Source organism: Stenotrophomonas sp. YJH_SMC_106-19 (genome assembly GCF_059368375.1).
Genome location: NZ_JCAFRQ010000001.1, coordinates 1,053,788 through 1,072,818, shown reverse-complemented (window position 1 = coordinate 1,072,818; position 19,031 = coordinate 1,053,788). Strand labels below are relative to the sequence as shown.

Sequence of the window (19,031 nt, the reverse complement as noted above, 5' to 3'; positions counted from 1 at the left end):
GTGTATACTATCCCCCAGTATAGTTCCTGGATGGCCCTGCCATGCCGCACTCTCCCGAAGAGAAGAAGAAGGTCCTGGCCCGCGTGCGCCGCATCCGCGGCCAGTGCGATGCACTGGACCGTGCGCTGGAAGCCGGCGCCGACTGCGGGCCCGTGCTGCAGCAGATCGCCGCCATCCGCGGGGCGGTCAACGGGCTGATGTCCGAGGTGATGGAAGCCCACCTGCGCGAAGAGTTCGGACAACCTGCAGCGTCCGATGAACAGCGCGCCGAGCGCGTGCGCGAGATGAGCGGGCTGATCCGCTCGTACCTGAAATAAGCAACGGCGCAGCATAGCGTCGTCCATCTGTTACTGCCTGTCTTTGGAGAATCCCGCCATGAAATCCCGTGCCGCCGTCGCCTTTGCTCCCGGCCAGCCGCTGCAGATCGTCGAGATCGACGTCGCCCCGCCGAAGGCCGGCGAAGTGCTGGTCAAGATCACCCACACCGGCGTCTGCCACACCGATGCGTTCACCCTGTCAGGGGATGATCCGGAAGGTCTGTTCCCGGTGGTGCTGGGCCATGAAGGTGCCGGCATCGTGGTGGACGTAGGCGAGGGCGTGACCAGCGTCAAGCCGGGTGACCACGTGATTCCGCTGTACACCGCCGAGTGCGGCGAATGCCTGTTCTGCAAGAGTGGCAAGACCAACCTGTGCGTGTCGGTACGCGCGACCCAGGGCAAGGGCGTGATGCCCGATGGCACCAGCCGCTTCAGCTACAACGGCGAGCCGATCTATCACTACATGGGCTGCTCGACGTTCAGCGAGTACACAGTGGTGGCCGAAGTCTCGCTGGCGAAGATCAATCCGCAGGCGAACCCGGAACATGTCTGCCTGCTCGGTTGCGGTGTCACTACCGGCATCGGTGCGGTGCACAACACGGCCAAGGTGCAGGAAGGCGACAGCGTGGCAGTGTTCGGCCTCGGCGGCATCGGCCTGGCCGTGATCCAGGGCGCGCGCCAGGCCAAGGCCGGCCGCATCATCGCGGTGGATACCAATCCGTCCAAGTTCGAGCTGGCGCGTGAGTTCGGTGCGACCGACTGCATCAATCCGAAGGACTTCGACAAGCCGATCCAGCAGGTCATTGTTGAAATGACCACCTGGGGCGTGGACCACAGCTTCGAGTGCATCGGCAACGTCAACGTGATGCGCGCGGCGCTGGAGTGCGCGCACCGTGGCTGGGGCCAGAGCGTGGTGATCGGCGTGGCCGGCGCCGGCCAGGAAATCTCCACCCGTCCCTTCCAGCTGGTCACCGGCCGCAAGTGGATGGGCACGGCCTTCGGTGGCGTCAAGGGTCGCAGCCAGCTGCCGGGCATGGTGGAGGACGCGATGAAGGGCGACATCGAACTGGCGCCGTTCGTCACCCACACCATGGATCTGGACGGGATCAACGATGCCTTCGATCTGATGCACGAAGGCAAGTCGATCCGTTCGGTCGTGCACTACTGAGCCATCCCGGGTGGCAGGCCGTCAGGGCTGCCACCCTTCTGGAGAGACACCATGGAACGCATCGAACATCGTGCCTGCTTCGGCGGTTGGCAGGACGTGTACCGTCATCCCTCGTCCACGCTGGGCTGCGACATGCAGTTCGCCGTTTACCTGCCGCCGCAGGCGGAAACGCAGGCGCTGCCGGTGCTGTACTGGCTGAGCGGACTGACCTGCACCGAACAGAACGTCATCACCAAGGCGGGCGCGCAGCGCTATGCGGCCGAACATGGCGTGATTCTGGTCGCGCCCGACACCAGCCCACGTGGCGACGATGTCGCCGACGCGGAGGGCTACGATCTGGGCAAGGGTGCCGGCTTCTACCTCAACGCCACCCGCGAGCCGTGGTCCAAGCACTACCGCATGCATGACTATGTGGCGCAGGAACTGCCGGCGCTGATCGAGGCGAACTTCGCGGTGACCGGGGCCCGCGCGATCAGTGGTCACTCGATGGGGGGCCACGGTGCACTGGTGGTCGCGCTGCGCAATCCGGGGCGCTACCGCAGCGTGTCGGCATTTTCGCCGATTGTTGCCCCCAGCCAGGTGCCCTGGGGACAGAAGGCGTTCCAGGCCTATCTGGGCGACAACCGCGCCGACTGGGCCGCGTGGGATGCCTGCGAACTGATCGCTGCGGCCAGCGAACGCTTGCCGCTGCTGGTGGACCAGGGCGGGGCCGATGAGTTCCTGCAGAGCCAGCTGCAGCCGCAGCGCCTGCAGCAGGCCTGCGACGCCGTCGGCCATCCGCTGACCCTGCGCCTGCAGGATGGCTACGACCACAGCTATTACTTCATCGCCAGCTTCATCGGCGAGCACATCGCTCACCACGCCCGCGCGCTGCACGGCTGAATAGCCCGCGTGACAGCTGCGGTCCCGGGGACGCAACCGCGCATGCCCCGGCGCGACGGAACGCCTGCGTCGATGTAGCGCCGCGCCATGCCCGGCGCAGGGGCAGGGGAAGCAGGTGTGGCGTGGATCACGCCTCCATGGCGGCCTGTCGCGCTATCGTGCGTGCAGACAGGCTTGCGCAGTGGGGGATGCATGCCGGTAGTGCTGGCGCTGCTGTACGTGTTCGGCCATGGCCTGGTCGTGGCCCTGTTGCCGGGGCCGGCAGGCCTGGGTTCGTTCGTGTTCCTCACCGGCGCGCCGCTGCTGGCCGCCGCCGCATGCCTGTGGCGCGCGCGTGCGGATCGCGCCGCGCTGGGCTGGCGTGCCATCGCGCTGGCACTGCTGCTGTGGGCGGGGGGCATGGGCATCAACATGCTCGATGCACTCAGCGCCGGCCGCCCCGACATCACCCCGGGCGCCAGCCTGCTGCTGTACGTGCTGTATGGCGTGCCGCTGGTGTTCATCCTGGCCCGCTCGCGGCGGGAGCGCTGGGCCATCAGCGTGATCGACGGAATCATGGCGGCCCTGCTGGGCGTGCTGTTCTTCGTGCATACCCAGTCATTTGCCGACCATGTCGGCATCGACGACCAGGCGCTGGCCAACATGCAGCGCATGTTCGATATCCAGAACCTGTGCATCGCTGTCTTTGCCATCGTGCGCTGGGTGTCCTGTGATGTCCCGGAGCGACGCAGCGTGTTCCGCGCGCTGGCGCTGTACGCGCTGGCCTATCTGCTGGTGGCCTACTACATCAACCACTTCACCTCCGAACAGTCTTTCGGCGCCTACAACGACCTGCTGATCGACGTGCCGTTCCTGTTGCTCGCGCTGCTGGCACTGCGGCGGTCGCCGGCTACCGGATTCGTCCTGCAGCCGCGGCTGGCCCGGCTGGTGCAGGCCGGCGGCCCGATCATCCTGCCGCTGCTGTTGCTGGTGGTGGGTACCCTGGTGGTGGACCATGCCAGGCCCCTGGCATTGGCTGGATTCGTTCTGGCCACGTTGGGCTTCAGCCTGCGCAGTGCGCTTCTGCAGATCGATCTGCTGGAACGGCAGGCCGGGCTCGACCAGCTCGCGCGCCAGGATGGCCTGACCGGCGTAGCCAACCGCCGCCAGTTCGATGCCGAACTGCAGGCCGAATGGAACCGGGCGCGGCGGAGCGGCAGCGAACTGGCGCTGCTGCTGGTCGATATCGATCATTTCAAGGCGTTCAACGATGCCCATGGTCATCCCGCCGGCGACCGTTGCCTGCAGGCCGTGGCGGCGCTGCTGCAGCACAGCGCCGGGCGTGCGGGCGACAGCGTGGCGCGTTACGGCGGTGAGGAATTCGCGGTGATCGTGCCCGGCACGGCGTTGGACGGCGTGCAGGCGTTGGCCGAGCGACTGCGACGCGCGGTGGAAGCGCTGCAGCTGCCGGAAGGGCGGGTCAGCATCAGCGTCGGCATCGCATTCCTGCATCCACCGGCAACAGCCGATGCCGGACAGCTGCTCGCCGATGCGGACGCGGCGTTGTATGCGGCCAAACGCGCGGGACGCAATCGTGTGGTGATGCAGGGCGAAGCGCCGGCCGGCGCAGACCGCCGCTAGACCCCGCCCCCGCGCATTCGCCAGGGGAACGGGGCTCCGCTGCCGGTGGCTGTCGCCCGCGGACGCGCCTTCGTCGGCGGTACCCGCACTTCGTCGCACCGCGCTGGCGATCACGCGGGAGCTGGTTCACCGTCACCCACCAGTGTGGAGAGGAGCAGACATGCACAGAACCCTGGTGTCGCTGGCCGCGTGGAGCGCGATGGCCTTCAGTGCGCAGGCGGTCGCGGCCACGGCGGCGTCGCCTTGCGCCGCTGCGAGCTACCGGATGGCCGATGGCAGTACGCTGGATATCGGCCCGGGTGCGGGTGATCAGCTGCGCTGGCGCACGCCAGATGGTCGCAGCGGCGCACTGCAGCGCACCGCGGGCGATGCCTGGACCAGTACCCGCGGCTGGACCGGGCAGCCGGACGGGCACTGGATGGTGCTCACGGACTGTGGGAAGCGCGGCATCAGCGTCGATGGAATGAAGGGCGAGCGCATTCCGCTGCGGCAGATCGACACCCGTTTCAGCGGTGCCGGCGCAACGCTGCAGGGGCGGCTGACGCTGCCTCCGGGCGATGCGCCGGTTCCACTGGTGGTGCTGGTGCATGGTGCGGAGAACAGCTCCGCGCTGGAGCGCTACTCGCTGCAGCGCGAGTTCGCCAGTGCCGGCATCGCCGTGTTCGCGTACGACAAGCGGGGCACGGGACGCTCTGGCGGGCGGTACACGCAGAACTACCTGACCCTGGCCAATGATCTGATCCTGGCCACGCGCGAAGCACGCCGGTTGGCGGGGGCACGTGCGCAGCGGGTCGGCTACCAGGCCGGCAGCCAGGGTGGCTGGGTGGCGCCGCTGGCGGCACGCATTGAGCCTGTGGATTTCATCGTGATCAGCTTCGGCCTGGCGGTCTCGCCGCTGGAGGAAGACCGCGAGGCGATCGCCTTCGACATGCAGCGGGCCGGCCAGGGCGCGGAAGCCACTGCGCAGGCGATGCAGATCGCCGATGCGGTGGCGACCATCGTCGAAAGCGGATTCACCGAGGGATTCGATGTACTGGCGGAGGTGAAGCAGCGTTACCAGCATGCGCCCTGGTTCCCTGCGGTACGCGGGAACATTGCCGGGTATCTGTTGTCGACTCCGGAGGTCACTGCGCGCGAGCAGGGGCCGCGGCTGCTGGACGGGGTGCCGGCCCATTACGACCCTTTACCGGTGCTCACGCATCTGCAGGTGCCGCAGTTGTGGATCTTTGGCGGGCAGGACCGCGATGCGCCGCCGGGGGAGACGCTCAGGCGTCTTGCGGTTCTGCAGGGCCAGGGACGGCCGATCTACACGGCCGTGTATGCAGACGCCGATCATGGCATGTACGAGTTCGAGCTGGATGCGGCCGGGGAACGTGTATCGACACGGCAGCCGGCCGGGTACTTCCAGCTGATGACGGACTTCATCCGTGGCGATGCGCTGCGGGCCGAATACGGCCAGGCCCGCCCCACGTCCGCGCGATGAGGGCTTCGACGGGCGAAGCCCAGCAGACGCCAGCGCGTTCGCCGCTCAACGCACGTCGCGCAGTTCCCAGTGATGGCCGGCCAGCAGACGCAGGCGCTGCTTGAACACATCGCTGTCGATGCGGGTGGTGGCCACCAGGTTGATGCGCAGGTCCTTCTGCTCACCGGTTACGGTGGCGTCCGGGTCGGTCACGCCCCACTGCGGCTCCACTGCATCCGGATCGGGTTGCTTGGCTCTCCAGCGCTCGAACAGCGCGCCGCTGCGCAGGGCGTCCTGCAGTTCTTCGGCAAAGCCGGCGGCGCCCTGCGAATGGAAGGACAGGTCGGGGTCGTTGCCGCGGGCCTTGGACGGGTCGGGCAGGCTGATGTGGTACTGCGCAGGCATGGTGATCTCCTTGAAGTGCGGCAAGGCTGGCATAGACGCGGTGCAATGCTTGTGTACATCCGGCGCACCTGCATGCAGGCGTCGCCCGCCCTCATTCGAACCGATGCGGTCCATCGGCAAAGCCCACGGTAACGGCGCCCTTGCCGACGTTGACCATGCCGGTCAGGCTCATCACCGATTCGTACACGGTGACGCCGTGGGTGGCGCAGACGTCCGTCAGCTGCGCATAGCCGGGCAGGGCGCGCAGCTCCTCCAGCTCACCGCCATAGCTGACGCAGACTGTCGGTGTCATCAGTCCGCTGCGCACGCGCTGTCCAACCACGGCGAAGAGCTTCTGCACGGCATTGTCGAAGCCCTTGATCTTGGCCACCGGGCCGGTCTCACCGCGGTAGCCGTGCAGCACCGGCTTGATGTCCAGTGCGCTGCCCAGCGCGGCACTGAGCAGGCCGACACTGCGGTCGCCCTTGTGCCGCGCGCGGGCCCGCATGTAATACAGGTCACGGGTGACCATGTAGCCATGCACGTTGCCGGCCAGTTCCTCCAGCCGCTCGCGGATCTGCTGCACGCTGGCGTTGCTGTCGCGCAGGCGAACCGCTTCCACCGCCGTCACCGCCTGCGCGGCGAACAGGTTCTGGGTGTCGAGCACGCGCAGTGCGAAGGGCGAGTTGTAGCCCGCGGCCTGCCGCACCGGCTTGTAGTCGTTGAGGATGGCGAAGCTGGCCTGCAGGGCGTTGTCGTGGATCGGGCTGCGGGTCTTGGTGATGGTCATGCAGAAGACGTGGTCGTAGTCGATCACCAGCTGCTGCAGGAACAGGTCACGGATCTGGTTGACGCTGAAGGGGATGGTCTCCGCCTCGGCACCATGTTCGGCCACGTGTGCGTGCAGGAAGCTGAGCGTGGCCTGTTCGTCGCGGTGGTCGGCGAGTACGGCTTCGCCGATCCGTACGGTGATCGGGAGCAGCACGATGTTGTGTTCGGCAATGAACGCCTGCGGCAGGTCGCAGGCCGAGTCGACGACGATTCCGATGCGCATCCGCGGCTCCCCCTCCAGGGCGGTTGTTGGTTCGGAAGTGTGAAAAATATCTCAAAACGGGAGCCCGCGCGCGAGGGAAGCGCAGGCGCCCTGTTCAGCGTCTGCGCTGTACCGCGATCGGCAGGGCCTCCACCCGCTGCCATTCCGGCTGCTTCAGCAGGTCCGGATCGGCCAGCACAGCGGCCATCAGCGGGTGCGCGTCATTGCCCCAGAACAGCTCGTCGCCGATGGCCAAGGTCGGTACGCCGAACACGCCGGCCGCGAGCGCAGCCTCGGTGTTGCGCCGCAGCTGCTCCTTGACCTCTGCGGTTGCCGTGGCGGCCGCCACATCCGCGATGCCCAGCCACGCGCCGGGTTCGCGCAGCGCCTCGGCGCTGTCGGCGGCGTTGCCCTCGCGCCAGATCCAGTCGAACAGCACGTCCACGGCCTGCGCGCCGCCGCCTGCGGCCAGGCACAGCCGCAGAGCGGCCAGCGGGTTGAACGGGTGGGCAGGCGGGAAGCGCAGCGTCACGCCTTCCGCCTGCGCGTTCCAGAGCAACTGGCGGTAGATGAAGCGCCGCTTGGCCGGGATCTCGGCCGGGCCGAGATTGCCAAGCTGCTGCAGCACTGCCCCGAAGGCGATCGGCACCGGCTGTACCTGTGCGAACTGGGGCAGTTGCTTGACCTTCTGCCAGTGCAGGTAGGAGTAGGGCGAGACGAAATCGAAGTACCAGTGCAGCGGGGCCATGGGGCTTTCCTCGTCGGTCAGGGCTGCGCGTTGCGCTGCAGATAGCGGTCGCGCAGGTCGGTCTGGCGCGAGCGCATCGGCATCGGCCGCCCTCCCATCCAGACCTGTTCGGCATAGTGCGCCACATCCAGTGGGTCGCCTTCCCACAGCACCAGGTCGGCGCGCTTGCCGGGCTCGATGCTGCCGATCTGGTCGGCCACCCCGAACGCCTGTGCGGGAACCCGGGTCAGGCCTGCCAGCCCGTCGGCCCAAGGCAGGCCATGGGCGACCGCATTGCCTGCGAGCTGGCGGATCTTGCGTGCGTTGTGCGAGGCATCGCCACGTTGCACGAAGCTGACGGGCACGCCCGCACGCTGCAGTCGTGCCGCGTTTTCCAGGGTGGCGCCGATCTGGTCGAAGCTGGCCGGCAGGTTGGCCAGCACGTCGACGAACACCGGCACGCCGGCCGCAGCCAGCTCCGGTGCGAGTTGCCAGGCTTCGCTGGCTCCAGACAGGGCGATCTTCACCTTTTCGCGTGCAGCCCAGCGCAGCAGCTGGCGGATATCGGCAGCGCGATCGATTTCAACCACGATGCGGCCCTGGCCGGCCAGATAGCGCGACAGTGTGCGGCGACCGGCCGGTGTCAGCACGGCGTGCGGTGAATCGGCGGCGACCTGGCCGCGCGCTTCATCCACCATCTGCTGCAGCAGCATCCACTGTGCTGCACGCGAATGACCGGTCAGTTCCGACGCTGCGGCGCCCAGCCGCAGGAACAGCGCACGTGGACCCAGCGGGTCGGCACTGCCATCGAGCCGCATCACCCCGCCCTGGCCCGCCACGAAGCCACCGCCGGTGACGGCGCCCAGCGCGGTGAAGCCGATGCCCTCCAGTCGCGCCACCGGAATGAGCACCGACGCGGGGTTGTAGGCCAGGGTCACGTCGAACTCCGGACGCAGCGGTTGCTCGCCGATCTTCAGGCTGCTGTCGACCGTACTCGCTTCTCCCGAGACTTCCTCGATGCCGATCTCGGCGATGCCACCGAACAGCGCGGGCGTGAGCGGGCGGCCATCGGCTTCAACCACGGTCGTGCCGGCCGGTGCGGCCAGGCCCGTACCCACGGCACGGATGATGCCGCCCTGCACCAGCACATCGGCGTGCTGCAGGCTGCCGCGTGCGCCGGCGGTGTGAACCGTCGCGCCGCGCACCAGCAGATCCTGTGCCGATGCCGTGCCGGTGATGGCTGCCAGCACCATGATCGCAACGCCGAGCCATGCCCGGTTGCGGCTGGAAGACCTTGCCATCTGCATGGAACCGGCCATCAGTGCACCTCCTGCCCGAGCTGGAAGTCCGACTGCGGCGTTGCCGGCAACGCACTGCGGTCGTACAGGCGGCGGCCATCGACATAGACCTGCTCGGCCAATGCGTAGGAGCTGAAGGGATTGCCGTTCCACACCACCACGTCGGCCATCTTGCCGGGCTCCAGCGTGCCGGTCTGGCTCTCGATGCCCAGCGCCTTGGCGGCATTGGCGGTCATCCAGGTGATCGCATGTTCAGGAGTGATCGGGGCCATGCGTGCGCGGCGCGCGGCGGCCATGACCTTGGCGGCTTCCTGGTTCAGGCGCTGGATGCCTTCGGGCGAATCGGAATGGACGATGGCGCAGCTGTTCTTCGCCCGGTCCACCAGCGCGATGTTCTCGGGGATGCCATCGAAGGCTTCCATCTTGAAGCCCCACCAGTCGGCCCACAGTGCACCGCAGACGCCGTCCGCCGCCAGCCGGTCGGCCAGCTTGTAGGCCTCCACGCCGTGGTGGAACGCTGCCACCTTGAAACCGAATTCCTTGGCCAGATCGAGCATGGTGGCCATTTCGTCGGCACGGTAGCAGTGGATGTGCACGCGGATGTCGCCCTGGATCGCGCCGGCCAGGGTGTCCAGCTTGAGATCGCGCTTGCCACCGGCATCGCCCGCGCTGTCACCTTTGTCGCTGCCGAACCAGCGCTTGCGCTTGGCTGCCTTGGGCGTGTTCTTGGTGATGTAGTCGGCGGCATCGATGAAGGCTGCGCGGTAGCCGGCGACGTTGCCCATCCGGGTAGCAGGCGTCACACCCTTGCCTTCGCCATAGACGCGTTTGGGGTTCTCGCCGCAGGCCATCTTCAGGCCCCACGGCGCGCCGGGAAACTTCATCGCCTGGTAGGTGATGGCCGGAACATTCTTCAGGGTCACGCCGCGGCCACCGACGAGGTTGGCCGAGCCGGGCAGCACCTGCATGCTGGTCACGCCGCCGGCCAGGGCGGCAGCGAAGCCGGGATCCTGCGGCCACACCGAATGCTCCGCCCAGACATTGGCCGTGACCGGTGCGGTCATCTCGTTGCCATCGCTGTGGGCGCCCACCCCCGGGCTGGGATATACGCCCAGGTGCGAGTGCACGTCGATCAGCCCGGGGGTGACCCACTTGCCCTGCGCGTCGATGCGGGTGACATCGGCCTCGGCCTGCAGCTGCTGGCCGACAGCAACGATGCGGCCCTCACGCAGCAGGACGTCGGCATTGTCCAGGCGCTGGCCGGTGCCGGTCAGCACCGTTGCGTTGTGGATCAGCACCGGCGCATCGGGCTGCGCCCGATAGGTGCTGGGGTAAGGATCGGCCATGAAGCGCGAGGCGCCCAGTGCTGGCGCGGCGGCCAGCGTAACCAGCGCCAGCCCCAGCCCGGCGCGCAACAACGTCGACGTCATGCAGATCCCCTCGGCTACGTAAGCAACCGCTGACGCTAGCCGGGCAGCGGTGGGCTTGCCAAGTGACCTTCTTCACAGGGTGCGACCGCGTGCCTCGACGGCGTCGCCCCACTGGCCGAAAATAGGCGGTCCCCGCCGTTCCGGACCGAGCATGAAGAGCAAGCAGGAAATCGTCGACAACTGGCTGCCGCGCTATACCGGCGTGCCCCTGGACCAGTTCGGCCCGCACGTCCTGCTGACCAACTTCGGCGGCTACCTGCACACCTTCTCCGGACTGACCGGTGCGCCCATCGTCGGCCTGGACCGGCCCATGGCCAGCGCCACCAGCGATGGCATCACGATGATCAACTTCGGCATGGGCAGCCCCAATGCCGCGATCATCATGGACCTGCTGTCGGCGGTGATGCCCAAGGCGGTATTGTTCCTGGGCAAGTGCGGGGGCCTGAAGCGCAAGAACCAGCTGGGCGACCTGGTGCTGCCGATCGCCGCGATCCGTGGTGAAGGCACTTCGGGCGACTATCTGCCACCGGAAGTACCGGCACTGCCGGCCTTCGCCCTGCAGCGCGCGGTCTCGACCATGATCCGCGATCTGGGGCACGACTACTGGACCGGTACCGTCTACACCACCAACCGGCGGGTCTGGGAACACGACGAGGCATTCAAGGAACGGCTGCGCGCGATGCGCTGCATGGCCATCGACATGGAAACGGCCACGGTGTTCGCCGCCGGCTTCGCCAACCACATCCCCAGCGGCGCCCTGCTGCTGGTTTCGGACCAGCCGATGATTCCCGACGGGGTCAAGACCGAGGCCTCCGATGCCAAGGTCAGCTCCCAGTTCGTGGAAAACCATATCCAGATCGGCATCGAGGCGCTTAAGCTTATCCGGCGCAACGGCAAGTCGGTCCGCCATCTGCGCTTCGACGAATGATGATGAGGGCCGGGCGCGGGACGTCCGGGCCCGGGAGTAGGTAATGGACGTTGCCGCGCAGGTGGTGGAATTCTGGAAGGAGGCGGGCCCTGCGAAGTGGTTCGCCCGCGACGATGCGTTCGACGCGCAGTTCCGCCGATTGTTCCTCGATGAGCATTTCGCTGCGGCCGCGCGTGCGCGCGAACACTGGCTGGGCAGCGCTGACGGTGCGCTGGCCCTGATGCTGCTGTTGGACCAGTTCCCGCGCAACTGCTTCCGTGGCACCGCCCACTCCTACGCCACCGATGGGCTGGCCCGGCACTACGCCATGCGTGCCATCGAGGAAGGCTTGGACCTGCAGCTGGTTCCGAAGCTGCGGGCCTTCATCTACCTGCCGTTCGAGCATTCCGAGGATCCGCTGGACCAGGACCGTTCGGTGGCCATGTTCGACGTGCTGGGTGACAAGGAATACCTGCAGTACGCCGACCTTCATCGCGACATCATCCGCCGTTTTGGCCGCTTCCCGCACCGCAACGCCGTGCTGGGCCGCATTCCCACGCCGGAGGAACTGGACTACCTGGCCGAAGGCGGGTTTGCCGGCTGACCGGGCGGGGCCGGCCACGCGCGCGACAGGCAGGAAACGAAAAACGCCGGCGTGCGCCGGCGTTTTCCCGTTCCGCGCTGCAGCCGATCAGTACTTCGGCACGCCGTTGTCCACCTCTTCGGACCAGGCGTTGATGCCGCCGGTGATGTTGAAGACCTTGGTGAAGCCAAGCGCGCGGAACTGCTCGGCAGCCTGCGCACTGCGACCACCGTGGTGGCACAGGAAGGCCAGTGCGGTGTCCTTCGGCAGTGCTTCCAGCTCGGCGCGGCCGTTGCCGTCGAACACCTTGAACGGCACGCCGACGGCGGCGATGGCGCGCTCGTCAGCCGGGCGCACGTCCACCAGGATCACGTTGCCGGCGCGCACCAGGTCGTCGGCGTCGCGCACGCTGATTTCCTGCACCGGCTTGGGCGCATTCGGGTTGTCGATGGCCAGGCCCTTGCCGCGGATGTCGTCCACCCAGTCGATGGTGATGCCTTCGGCACGGCGCGCGCTGGCCAGGTCGAACTGCACGCGCAGTCCATTGGATTCGGCGGCGATCGCAGCCTCGTCATGCGGAGCGAGCTGGAAGTTGGGCTGGAAGCCTGCATCGATGCTCAGCTGCAGAGCGGCGCCCGGGGCGTCGGCCAGCGCGCCCTTGAGCATCTCCACCGCGGCCGGGGTGACGGTGATGCGCGGCGGGGTGCGGTCCGGTGCGGGCAGGCCCAGCACGCTGCTCAGTTCGCCGCTGGCGGCCATCTGCAGCACGATGTCGCTGCCACCGACCAGTTCGCCGTCGATGTACAGCTGCGGGATGGTCGGCCAGTCGCCGTAGGCCTTGATGCCTTCACGGATTTCCTGGTCGGCCAGCACGTTGACGTGAGCGAACTCGACGCCCAGGTCCTGCAGCGCGCCCACGGCCTTGGCCGAGAAGCCGCACTGCGGCATCGACGGCTGGCCCTTCATGAACAGCACGACGCGGTTGGCGTTGAGGAGGGATTCGATGCGCGAACGCAGGGCAGGATCGAGAGACATGGGAAGTCGGGGGTCCAGTAATTCGAATCTTCGATTCTACCCCTCATGGCATCATGGGGTATGAGCAGCGCAGGAACATTGCATCGCATTCCGCCCCGGCCATGGCGCTGGCTGCCCTGGCTGGTGGCGTCGCAGTTGGGGGTGATCCTGGCCTGGGTGCTGGCGGGATGGCACTGGGGTCTGCCGCTGATGGTGGCCAGCCACGCGCTGTTCATCGTGCCGGTGTTCCTGCCCAACAGCCGCTTCTACACGCCGGTGCTGAGCCGCCTGGCGCAGGCGGACGACGCGGTCTGGTTGACCATCGATGACGGTCCCGGTGCGGACACGCTGGCCGTGCTTGATCTGCTGGATCGGCATCAGGCGCGGGCGACATTCTTCCTGGTGGGCGAGCGGGCGCTGGCCCAGCCGGCGCTGGTGGCCGAGATCCTGCGCCGCGGGCACGATCTGGGCAACCACAGCTTCAGCCATCCGCAGGCGCGCTTCTGGCGGCTGGGACCGAAGGCGATGCGTGCGGAGATCGAAGGCTGCCAGCATGCGCTGCAGGCATTGTCGGGCACGCCGGTGCGCTGGTACCGGTCGGTGGTGGGCATGACCAATCCGTTCGTGGGCCCGGTGCTGCGCCGCCTGGGCCTGGTGCGGGTGGGATGGAGCGCCCGCGGCTTCGATGGTGTCGGCTGTACCCCCGAGCGCGTGCTGGAGCGCCTGCTGCCGGATCTTCGCCCGGGCGCCATCGTGCTGCTGCATGAGGGGGCCGCCCATGGCCACAACCTGGTAATCATCGAACGCGTGCTGCAGGCACTGGATGAGCGTGGATTGAAGGCAACGCTGCCTTCGGTATAGCGCAGCGGCACGCACGGAATCCGCCGGGCACGGCCCGGCGCTACCAGGGGAGTGGGCAGGCATCCGGTAGCGCCGGGCCACGCCCGGCGTCACCCAGGCCGTTCGGCCACCACCAGCCAGCTGTTGAACGGTGTGCGCCCGTGCAGCGGCCGTGGTGCGGCGACACGCAATCCCGCTTCGCTCAGTGTCGCCAGCAAGGTCTTCGGCTGGGGATAGTGCCGCGGGCGGGTACCCATCCAGCCCACCAGCCAGGCAAGGCGGTCCGCGACCCGCGTGGTGCGGTCCCGGCCATCACCGGTCGCCAGCGGCGTGCGCAGCAGCAGCCGTCCTCCGGGGGACACCCGCGCGCTTGCGGCACGCAGCAGCGTCTGCTGCGGTCCGGCATCCAGGTACTGCACTACGTCCAGCAGCAGTACATGGCCGACGTGCGGCGGCAGCGCAGCCTGCACATCCAGGCATTCGAAGCGCACGGCCGGCAGGCCTTCACCGGCTTGCCGCGCCCGCTCGATCTTGGCGGCGTCCACGTCCACCCCGAGATAGGGCTGGCCGCGCCCGCGCTGGCGCAGCACATGCGCGAACAGGCCCAGTCCGCAACCCAGGTCCAGCACCGGCTGGCCATCCTCGGGCAGCTGGTGCAGCACGCCGTCGTACAACGGATCGCTGCCGAGCTTGCCGCGGGTGTAGTAATAGTCGCGGCGGCTGCCCCAGGCCTGTGCAGGTCGGAACGCCTCGGCGATCGCGCGGGCCTGCGGGGAGGTCAGCGGGGAGCAGGGCAGGGGCGTGCCATTCCGTGGCGTGCCGTCCATCGGGTCAGCCGGCGTCGCCGAGCCGGCGCAGGGCGACCGGCAAGGCGCGCTCGCTCCACAATGCATACATGCGCGCGGAGGGGTGCAGACCGTCTTCGGCGATCATCGCCGGGTCGTGACCGTGGACGCGGCTGATGTCGGTGATGTCGACGAAGTCGACGCCGAGGCCACTGCAGACCTGCTCCGCAGCCGCGTTGAACGCGTCGGTTTCGATGCCGATGCGGCCACGGTGTCGGCCGCTGCTGGCGCCGAACGGCGTCACGCCCCAATCGGGAAACGACAGCACCAGCACCCGATCGGTACGGCCGCCGGCAAAACCGATCGCGCGCTGCAGCAGGGCCTGGAACTGCGTGCGGTATTCGTCGAGCGGGCGGCCGCGGTACTGGTTGTTGACCCCGATCAGCAGGCTGACGAAGTCGAACGGCCCCTGCGGGGCGGCCTCGTCGATGCCGGCATCGAGCTCGTCCGTGGTCCAGCCGGTGGTGGCGATGGTCTGCGGATCGGCCAGCGCGACGCCCTGTGCGCGCATCGCGGCGGCCAGCTGATGGGGCCAGCGGCCTTCGACCGCGACGGCCTCACCGATGGTGTAGGAGTCGCCCAGCGCCAGATAGGACAAGCCCACGACTCAGGCCACCGAACGGCGTGGCTTGATCGGTACGACCTTGGTTGCATCCTCGGCGCGGCGGGCCAGCACGCGGTCGATGCGGGCGAACACATCGCGCATCACCGAGGCCTCCGGCAGCAGGGTTACGCGGAAGTGGTTGCGGTAGGGCACGTTGAAGCTGGAACCGGGCACCACCAGCACGCCCTCGTTGTCCATCAGGTCCAGGGCGAAGGTGTGATCGTCGAAGCCCTTGGCGGCAGCGCCGACCACCGCCGGGAAGGCATACAGCGCGCCGGCGGGGGCCACCAGCGACAGATGCTCGCTGGCCTCGCATGCTTCGATCACCGCGCGGCGGGTTTCGTACAGGCGCCCGCCCGGGGCACACAGTGCCGAAATGGTGTCGGGCCCGTTCACCGCAGCCTCGATGGCGTACTGGCCGGGCACATTGGCGCACAGGCGCAGCGCGCTGAGCAGGTCCATCGCCGCGCGGAAGTCGCCCAGGCGTGCGTCATCGCCGCTGAGGTGCGCCCAACCCACGCGCCAGCCGCAGGCGCGATGCACCTTGCTCAGCCCGCTGAAGGTCAGGCACGGATGGTCGCCCGCCAGCGGTGCGACCGGCTGGAACACCGCCTCGTCATACAGGATCTGATCGTAGATCTCGTCGACCAGCAGCAGCAGGTTGTGCCGGCGCGCGATGTCCACCACGCGTTCAAGCAGTTCGCGCGGGTAGCTGGCGCCACTGGGATTGTTCGGATTGATCAGCACGATCGCGCGGGTGCGCGAGGACACCAGGGTCTCGATCTCGCTCGGGTCCGGCTGGAAGCCGTTCTCGGCGGCGCAACGGTAGTACACCGGCCGGCCGTCGTTGAGGATGGTGGAGGCCGACCACAACGGGTAGTCCGGGGACGGCACCAGCACTTCATCGCCGGGGTTGAGCAGCGCACGCAGCGACAGGTCGATCAGTTCGCTGACGCCGTTGCCGACGAACACACGGTCCGGGTGTGCGTCGGGAGCGCCGCGACGGGTGTAGTAGGCGGCGATCGCCTCGCGTGCCACCGGCAGGCCCTGCTGGTGGGTATAGGGATCGGTGCGACCCATGTCGTCGGCGATCGCGCGCTGCAGGTGTTCCGGGGCGCGGAAGCCGAAATTGCCGGGGTTGCCGATGTTGAGCTTGATCAGCTTGCGGCCCTGCGCCTCCAGCTCCCGGGCTCGCCGGGCCAGTTCTCCGCGGATTTCGTAGCGCACTTCGGAAAGGCGCTCGCGGGTGGCCAGGGGCTTGGGCGCGGAGGTTGACATGGTCGGTGAGCCGTCGGATGGCATAGAGGTTCCATGGTAGCGGAATTGCTGCACTGCATGGCAAGGCCCCCAGGGCCCGCCGCTGCTGGGCTGGAGCGGCGTTGGCACGGGTAGAATGGAGGCGATGACCCAGACCCCCGATTTCACCGCCCTGCAGACCATCGGCTGGCCCTGGCCGGGCCCGGCGCAGCAGGCCGACTGGCAGGCCATGATGGCCGAGCACCCGCAGGCCCGCCCGGCCCGGGTGATCGAGCAGCACCGTACGCACTATGTCGTGGCCGACGCCCCGGACGCTGCGATCAAGGCCGAATCGCTGCCGGAATGGCAGCGGCCACGCTTTCCCAGCCATGAGCGGCCGGCGGTCGGCGACTGGGTGCTGCTCGACGGCATCCGCATCGTGGCGCTGCTGCCACGTCGCACCGCGATCAAGCGCGGCGCCGCCGGCGAGCATTATCACCAGCAGGTGATCGCGGCCAACATCGATACGGTGTTCATCGTCTGCGGGCTGGATGCGGACTTCAATCCGCGGCGTATCGAGCGCTACCTGCTGCTGGTGGGCGGCGGTGGTGCCGAACCGGTGGTGGTGCTGACCAAGGCCGACCAGACCGAATACAGCGAAGACGCGCTGGCGGTGCTGGAAGAACTGGAAATGCAGGGGATCGCCCTGCATGCCATCAATGGCCTGGATGCTGGCAGCGTGGCTGTGCTGCAGCCGTGGTTGGGCCCGGGCCGCACCGTGGTGCTGGTGGGCTCCTCCGGCGCCGGCAAATCCACGCTGACCAACACGCTGCTCGGCGAGCAGCGGATGAAGACCAATGCGGTGCGCGCCAACGACTCGCGCGGGCGTCATACCACCACCCATCGTGCGCTGATGCCGTTGCCGACCGGTGCCTGCCTGATCGACACGCCCGGCATGCGCGAGCTCAAGCCGACCGGCGAGGAGACGCTGGCCGAAGGGGGCTTCGCCGATATCGAAGCACTGGCCGAACAGTGCCGCTTCCGCGACTGCTCGCATCACCAGGAGCCCGGTTGTGCGGTACGGGCGGCCATCGACGCGGGTGAGATCGAGGAAAGCCGGCTGCTGAACTACTTCAAGTTGAAGGAAGAAGTGGCGGCTGCGGCCGCCAAGCTGGCCGTGCGCCAGGCCGAGACCGCGCAGGAACGAGGTGGCAGGAAAGGCAAGGGCCAGCAGTTCCGTCCGGCAGGAAAGCCGCGACGTCGTTGATGAGGCAGCCGGCCACGGGCGCGGCTGCATGGAGATTCATCCCGGGATGCCGGGGTAACGCCCTCGCTGATGCCGGGGCCCGCGGTGGACAGCGCACGGCCTGGCAGGGCGCTATAGTCCGCGCATGGAAACGACCGCCGTGCTGGATCGCGAGGTGGCCCACCATGCGGCGCTCGATGCGCGGCTGGTCGAGGCCGTGGGTGGCATCCGCCTGCTGGGCCTGACCAGCTGGCCGGCGACGGTGCAGGCACCGTTCCTGGACAGCGTTGCGCGCGGGCAGCCGCAGTTGCCGAAGGTGGACTACCCGAAGCTGGATTTCAGCGAGGAACGCCGCACCTTGGCAGCCATCGCCGCCGACTGCGACGCGGGGCATCCCCTGGGTCACTACGTGCAGCAGTCCGCGCACAGCTGGGACCTGGCCGCACGCCTGCTGGAGGGCCTGGGTACCGCAGCGGTGGACACCTGTTCGGTGCAGCTGTTCGGCGCCCCCGAACAGCCCTTGCCGGGCAATGGCCCGAGCACGCGCGATGCAGCGCGCCATTTCATCCAGATCGCGGCCGAGCTGGACCATGAACTGCTGGCGCCGGAAGAACAGGTGCCGGTGTCTGCGATCGCGCTGCAATTGCAGTTGCAGAACGATCTGGATGCCTTCTTCGAATCGCGGATCATCCAGGTGCAGCTGGACCCGGAACTGGTGTCCAAGGCGGCCGCCGGATCGACGCGGATCCGCCTGCGTACCAGTGCGCGCTTCAGCGCCTACGATCGTGCACAGCTGTTCCATCACGAAGCGCTGGTGCATTCGCTGACCGCGTTGAATGGCCGGGAGCAACCGGTGCTGCCCAGCCTGGCCTTGTCCTCACCGCGGGTGACGGCTACCCAGGAAGGGTTGGCCACGTTTGCCGAGCAGATCACCGGCAGCATCGACATCGAGCGCCTGAAGCGGATCAGCCTGCGTACCGAAGCCATCGCGATGGCCCGCGAGGGCGCCGACTTCATCGAGGTGTTCCGCTACTTCTGCGATGCCGGGCAGAACCCGGAAGAGAGCTTCGCATCGGCCCAGCGCGTGTTCCGCGGGGTGCCCCCCGGCGGCGGGCTGGCCTTCACCAAGGACACCGTGTACCTGCGCGGGCTGGTATCGGTGCACACCTTCTTCCGCCACATGCTGGCCGAGGATCGCCTGCAGGTCTGCCGGTGGCTGTTCGCGGGCAAGATGAGCCTGCAGGACGCCATCGCGTTCGCGCCGTTGTTCCAGGCCGGGGTGTTGAAGCCACCACGCTGGCTGCCGCACTGGGTCAGCCGGGCCAATGGCCTGGCCGGCATGCTGGCGTTTTCCCTGTTTGCCAACCGGATACGGATGGACCAGCTGGCGCCGGAGTGACATGCGTTGGCGGATCCTGCATGGGCCTGCCTGCCC

The 19,031-nt window shown here is 68.0% G+C and carries 19 protein-coding genes; 10 read left to right on the top strand and 9 right to left on the bottom strand.

Annotated elements, in window-relative coordinates:
• Window positions 1-41: 41 nt before the first annotated feature.
• From AC5P5M_RS04730 to AC5P5M_RS04710, 5 genes are all read left to right on the top strand, one after another.
• Window positions 42-317 (top strand): metal/formaldehyde-sensitive transcriptional repressor, encoded by a 276-nt coding sequence (locus AC5P5M_RS04730; RefSeq protein ID WP_053517440.1) that lies wholly within the window; start codon window positions 42-44, stop codon window positions 315-317.
• A gap of 58 nt (window positions 318-375) precedes the next feature.
• Complete coding sequence (locus AC5P5M_RS04725) at window positions 376-1,485, top strand: S-(hydroxymethyl)glutathione dehydrogenase/class III alcohol dehydrogenase (RefSeq protein ID WP_164152833.1); 1,110 nt, start codon at window positions 376-378, stop codon at window positions 1,483-1,485.
• Window positions 1,486-1,536: 51 nt separating this feature from the next.
• On the top strand, window positions 1,537-2,367 hold the full coding sequence (gene fghA, locus AC5P5M_RS04720; protein WP_065181736.1) for an S-formylglutathione hydrolase: 831 nt from the start codon (window positions 1,537-1,539) through the stop codon (window positions 2,365-2,367).
• A 192-nt stretch (window positions 2,368-2,559) separates the two neighbouring features.
• On the top strand, window positions 2,560-3,987 hold the full coding sequence (locus tag AC5P5M_RS04715) for a GGDEF domain-containing protein (protein ID WP_495205615.1): 1,428 nt from the start codon (window positions 2,560-2,562) through the stop codon (window positions 3,985-3,987).
• Between the two features lie 160 nt (window positions 3,988-4,147).
• Entirely contained in the window at window positions 4,148-5,470 is a 1,323-nt protein-coding gene (locus AC5P5M_RS04710; protein ID WP_495205614.1) for an alpha/beta hydrolase family protein, read from the top strand.
• 45 nt (window positions 5,471-5,515) lie between these two features.
• Here the strand turns inward: AC5P5M_RS04710 and AC5P5M_RS04705 are convergent, their stop codons facing one another.
• From AC5P5M_RS04705 to AC5P5M_RS04685, 5 genes are all read right to left on the bottom strand, one after another.
• Complete coding sequence (locus AC5P5M_RS04705; protein ID WP_346475407.1) at window positions 5,516-5,854, bottom strand: hypothetical protein; 339 nt, start codon at window positions 5,852-5,854, stop codon at window positions 5,516-5,518.
• Between the two features lie 91 nt (window positions 5,855-5,945).
• A complete protein-coding gene (locus tag AC5P5M_RS04700) occupies window positions 5,946-6,887 on the bottom strand; it encodes a DegV family protein (protein ID WP_053517434.1) in 942 nt (313 codons plus the stop codon).
• A gap of 94 nt (window positions 6,888-6,981) precedes the next feature.
• Window positions 6,982-7,614 carry a 2-hydroxychromene-2-carboxylate isomerase gene (locus tag AC5P5M_RS04695; protein WP_495205613.1) on the bottom strand — a complete coding sequence of 211 codons (633 nt, stop codon included), beginning with the start codon at window positions 7,612-7,614 and terminating at the stop codon, window positions 6,982-6,984.
• 17 nt (window positions 7,615-7,631) lie between these two features.
• Complete coding sequence (locus AC5P5M_RS04690) at window positions 7,632-8,846, bottom strand: amidohydrolase family protein (protein ID WP_478462652.1); 1,215 nt, start codon at window positions 8,844-8,846, stop codon at window positions 7,632-7,634.
• 65 nt (window positions 8,847-8,911) lie between these two features.
• Complete coding sequence (locus tag AC5P5M_RS04685; protein WP_193396786.1) at window positions 8,912-10,321, bottom strand: amidohydrolase; 1,410 nt, start codon at window positions 10,319-10,321, stop codon at window positions 8,912-8,914.
• A gap of 151 nt (window positions 10,322-10,472) precedes the next feature.
• Between AC5P5M_RS04685 and AC5P5M_RS04680 the strand changes: the two genes are divergently transcribed.
• Both AC5P5M_RS04680 and AC5P5M_RS04675 read left to right on the top strand, forming a co-directional pair.
• Window positions 10,473-11,249, top strand: coding sequence for an AMP nucleosidase (locus AC5P5M_RS04680; protein WP_495205612.1), 777 nt, complete (start codon window positions 10,473-10,475; stop codon window positions 11,247-11,249).
• Between the two features lie 43 nt (window positions 11,250-11,292).
• Window positions 11,293-11,832: a DUF924 family protein gene (locus AC5P5M_RS04675; protein ID WP_053517429.1), complete on the top strand. Its 540-nt coding sequence runs from the start codon at window positions 11,293-11,295 to the stop codon at window positions 11,830-11,832.
• Between the two features lie 87 nt (window positions 11,833-11,919).
• On the opposite strand, the gene grxD is transcribed toward AC5P5M_RS04675, so the two are convergent.
• On the bottom strand, window positions 11,920-12,846 hold the full coding sequence (grxD, locus tag AC5P5M_RS04670; protein WP_128989886.1) for a Grx4 family monothiol glutaredoxin: 927 nt from the start codon (window positions 12,844-12,846) through the stop codon (window positions 11,920-11,922).
• 60 nt (window positions 12,847-12,906) lie between these two features.
• On the opposite strand from grxD, the gene AC5P5M_RS04665 reads away from it, so the two are divergent.
• On the top strand, window positions 12,907-13,686 hold the full coding sequence (locus AC5P5M_RS04665; protein ID WP_494531786.1) for a polysaccharide deacetylase family protein: 780 nt from the start codon (window positions 12,907-12,909) through the stop codon (window positions 13,684-13,686).
• Window positions 13,687-13,775: 89 nt separating this feature from the next.
• Here AC5P5M_RS04665 and AC5P5M_RS04660 read toward each other — a convergent pair whose 3' ends face one another.
• The 3 genes from AC5P5M_RS04660 to AC5P5M_RS04650 are packed head-to-tail and all read right to left on the bottom strand — an operon-like array spanning window position 13,776 to window position 16,392.
• Complete coding sequence (locus tag AC5P5M_RS04660) at window positions 13,776-14,492, bottom strand: class I SAM-dependent methyltransferase (protein ID WP_460255986.1); 717 nt, start codon at window positions 14,490-14,492, stop codon at window positions 13,776-13,778.
• Window positions 14,493-14,496: 4 nt separating this feature from the next.
• Complete coding sequence (locus AC5P5M_RS04655; protein ID WP_065175127.1) at window positions 14,497-15,114, bottom strand: SGNH/GDSL hydrolase family protein; 618 nt, start codon at window positions 15,112-15,114, stop codon at window positions 14,497-14,499.
• Window positions 15,115-15,117: 3 nt separating this feature from the next.
• The gene (locus AC5P5M_RS04650) at window positions 15,118-16,392 is read right to left on the bottom strand and encodes a pyridoxal phosphate-dependent aminotransferase (RefSeq protein ID WP_065175207.1); all 1,275 of its coding nucleotides are present in this window, start codon (window positions 16,390-16,392) and stop codon (window positions 15,118-15,120) included.
• A 115-nt stretch (window positions 16,393-16,507) separates the two neighbouring features.
• Here AC5P5M_RS04650 and rsgA point away from each other — a divergent pair, with 115 nt between their 5' ends.
• Window positions 16,508-17,617 (top strand): ribosome small subunit-dependent GTPase A, encoded by a 1,110-nt coding sequence (rsgA, locus tag AC5P5M_RS04645; RefSeq protein WP_065175126.1) that lies wholly within the window; start codon window positions 16,508-16,510, stop codon window positions 17,615-17,617.
• Between the two features lie 124 nt (window positions 17,618-17,741).
• Complete coding sequence (locus AC5P5M_RS04640) at window positions 17,742-18,995, top strand: flavohemoglobin expression-modulating QEGLA motif protein (RefSeq protein WP_164152825.1); 1,254 nt, start codon at window positions 17,742-17,744, stop codon at window positions 18,993-18,995.
• Window positions 18,996-19,031: the final 36 nt, after the last annotated feature.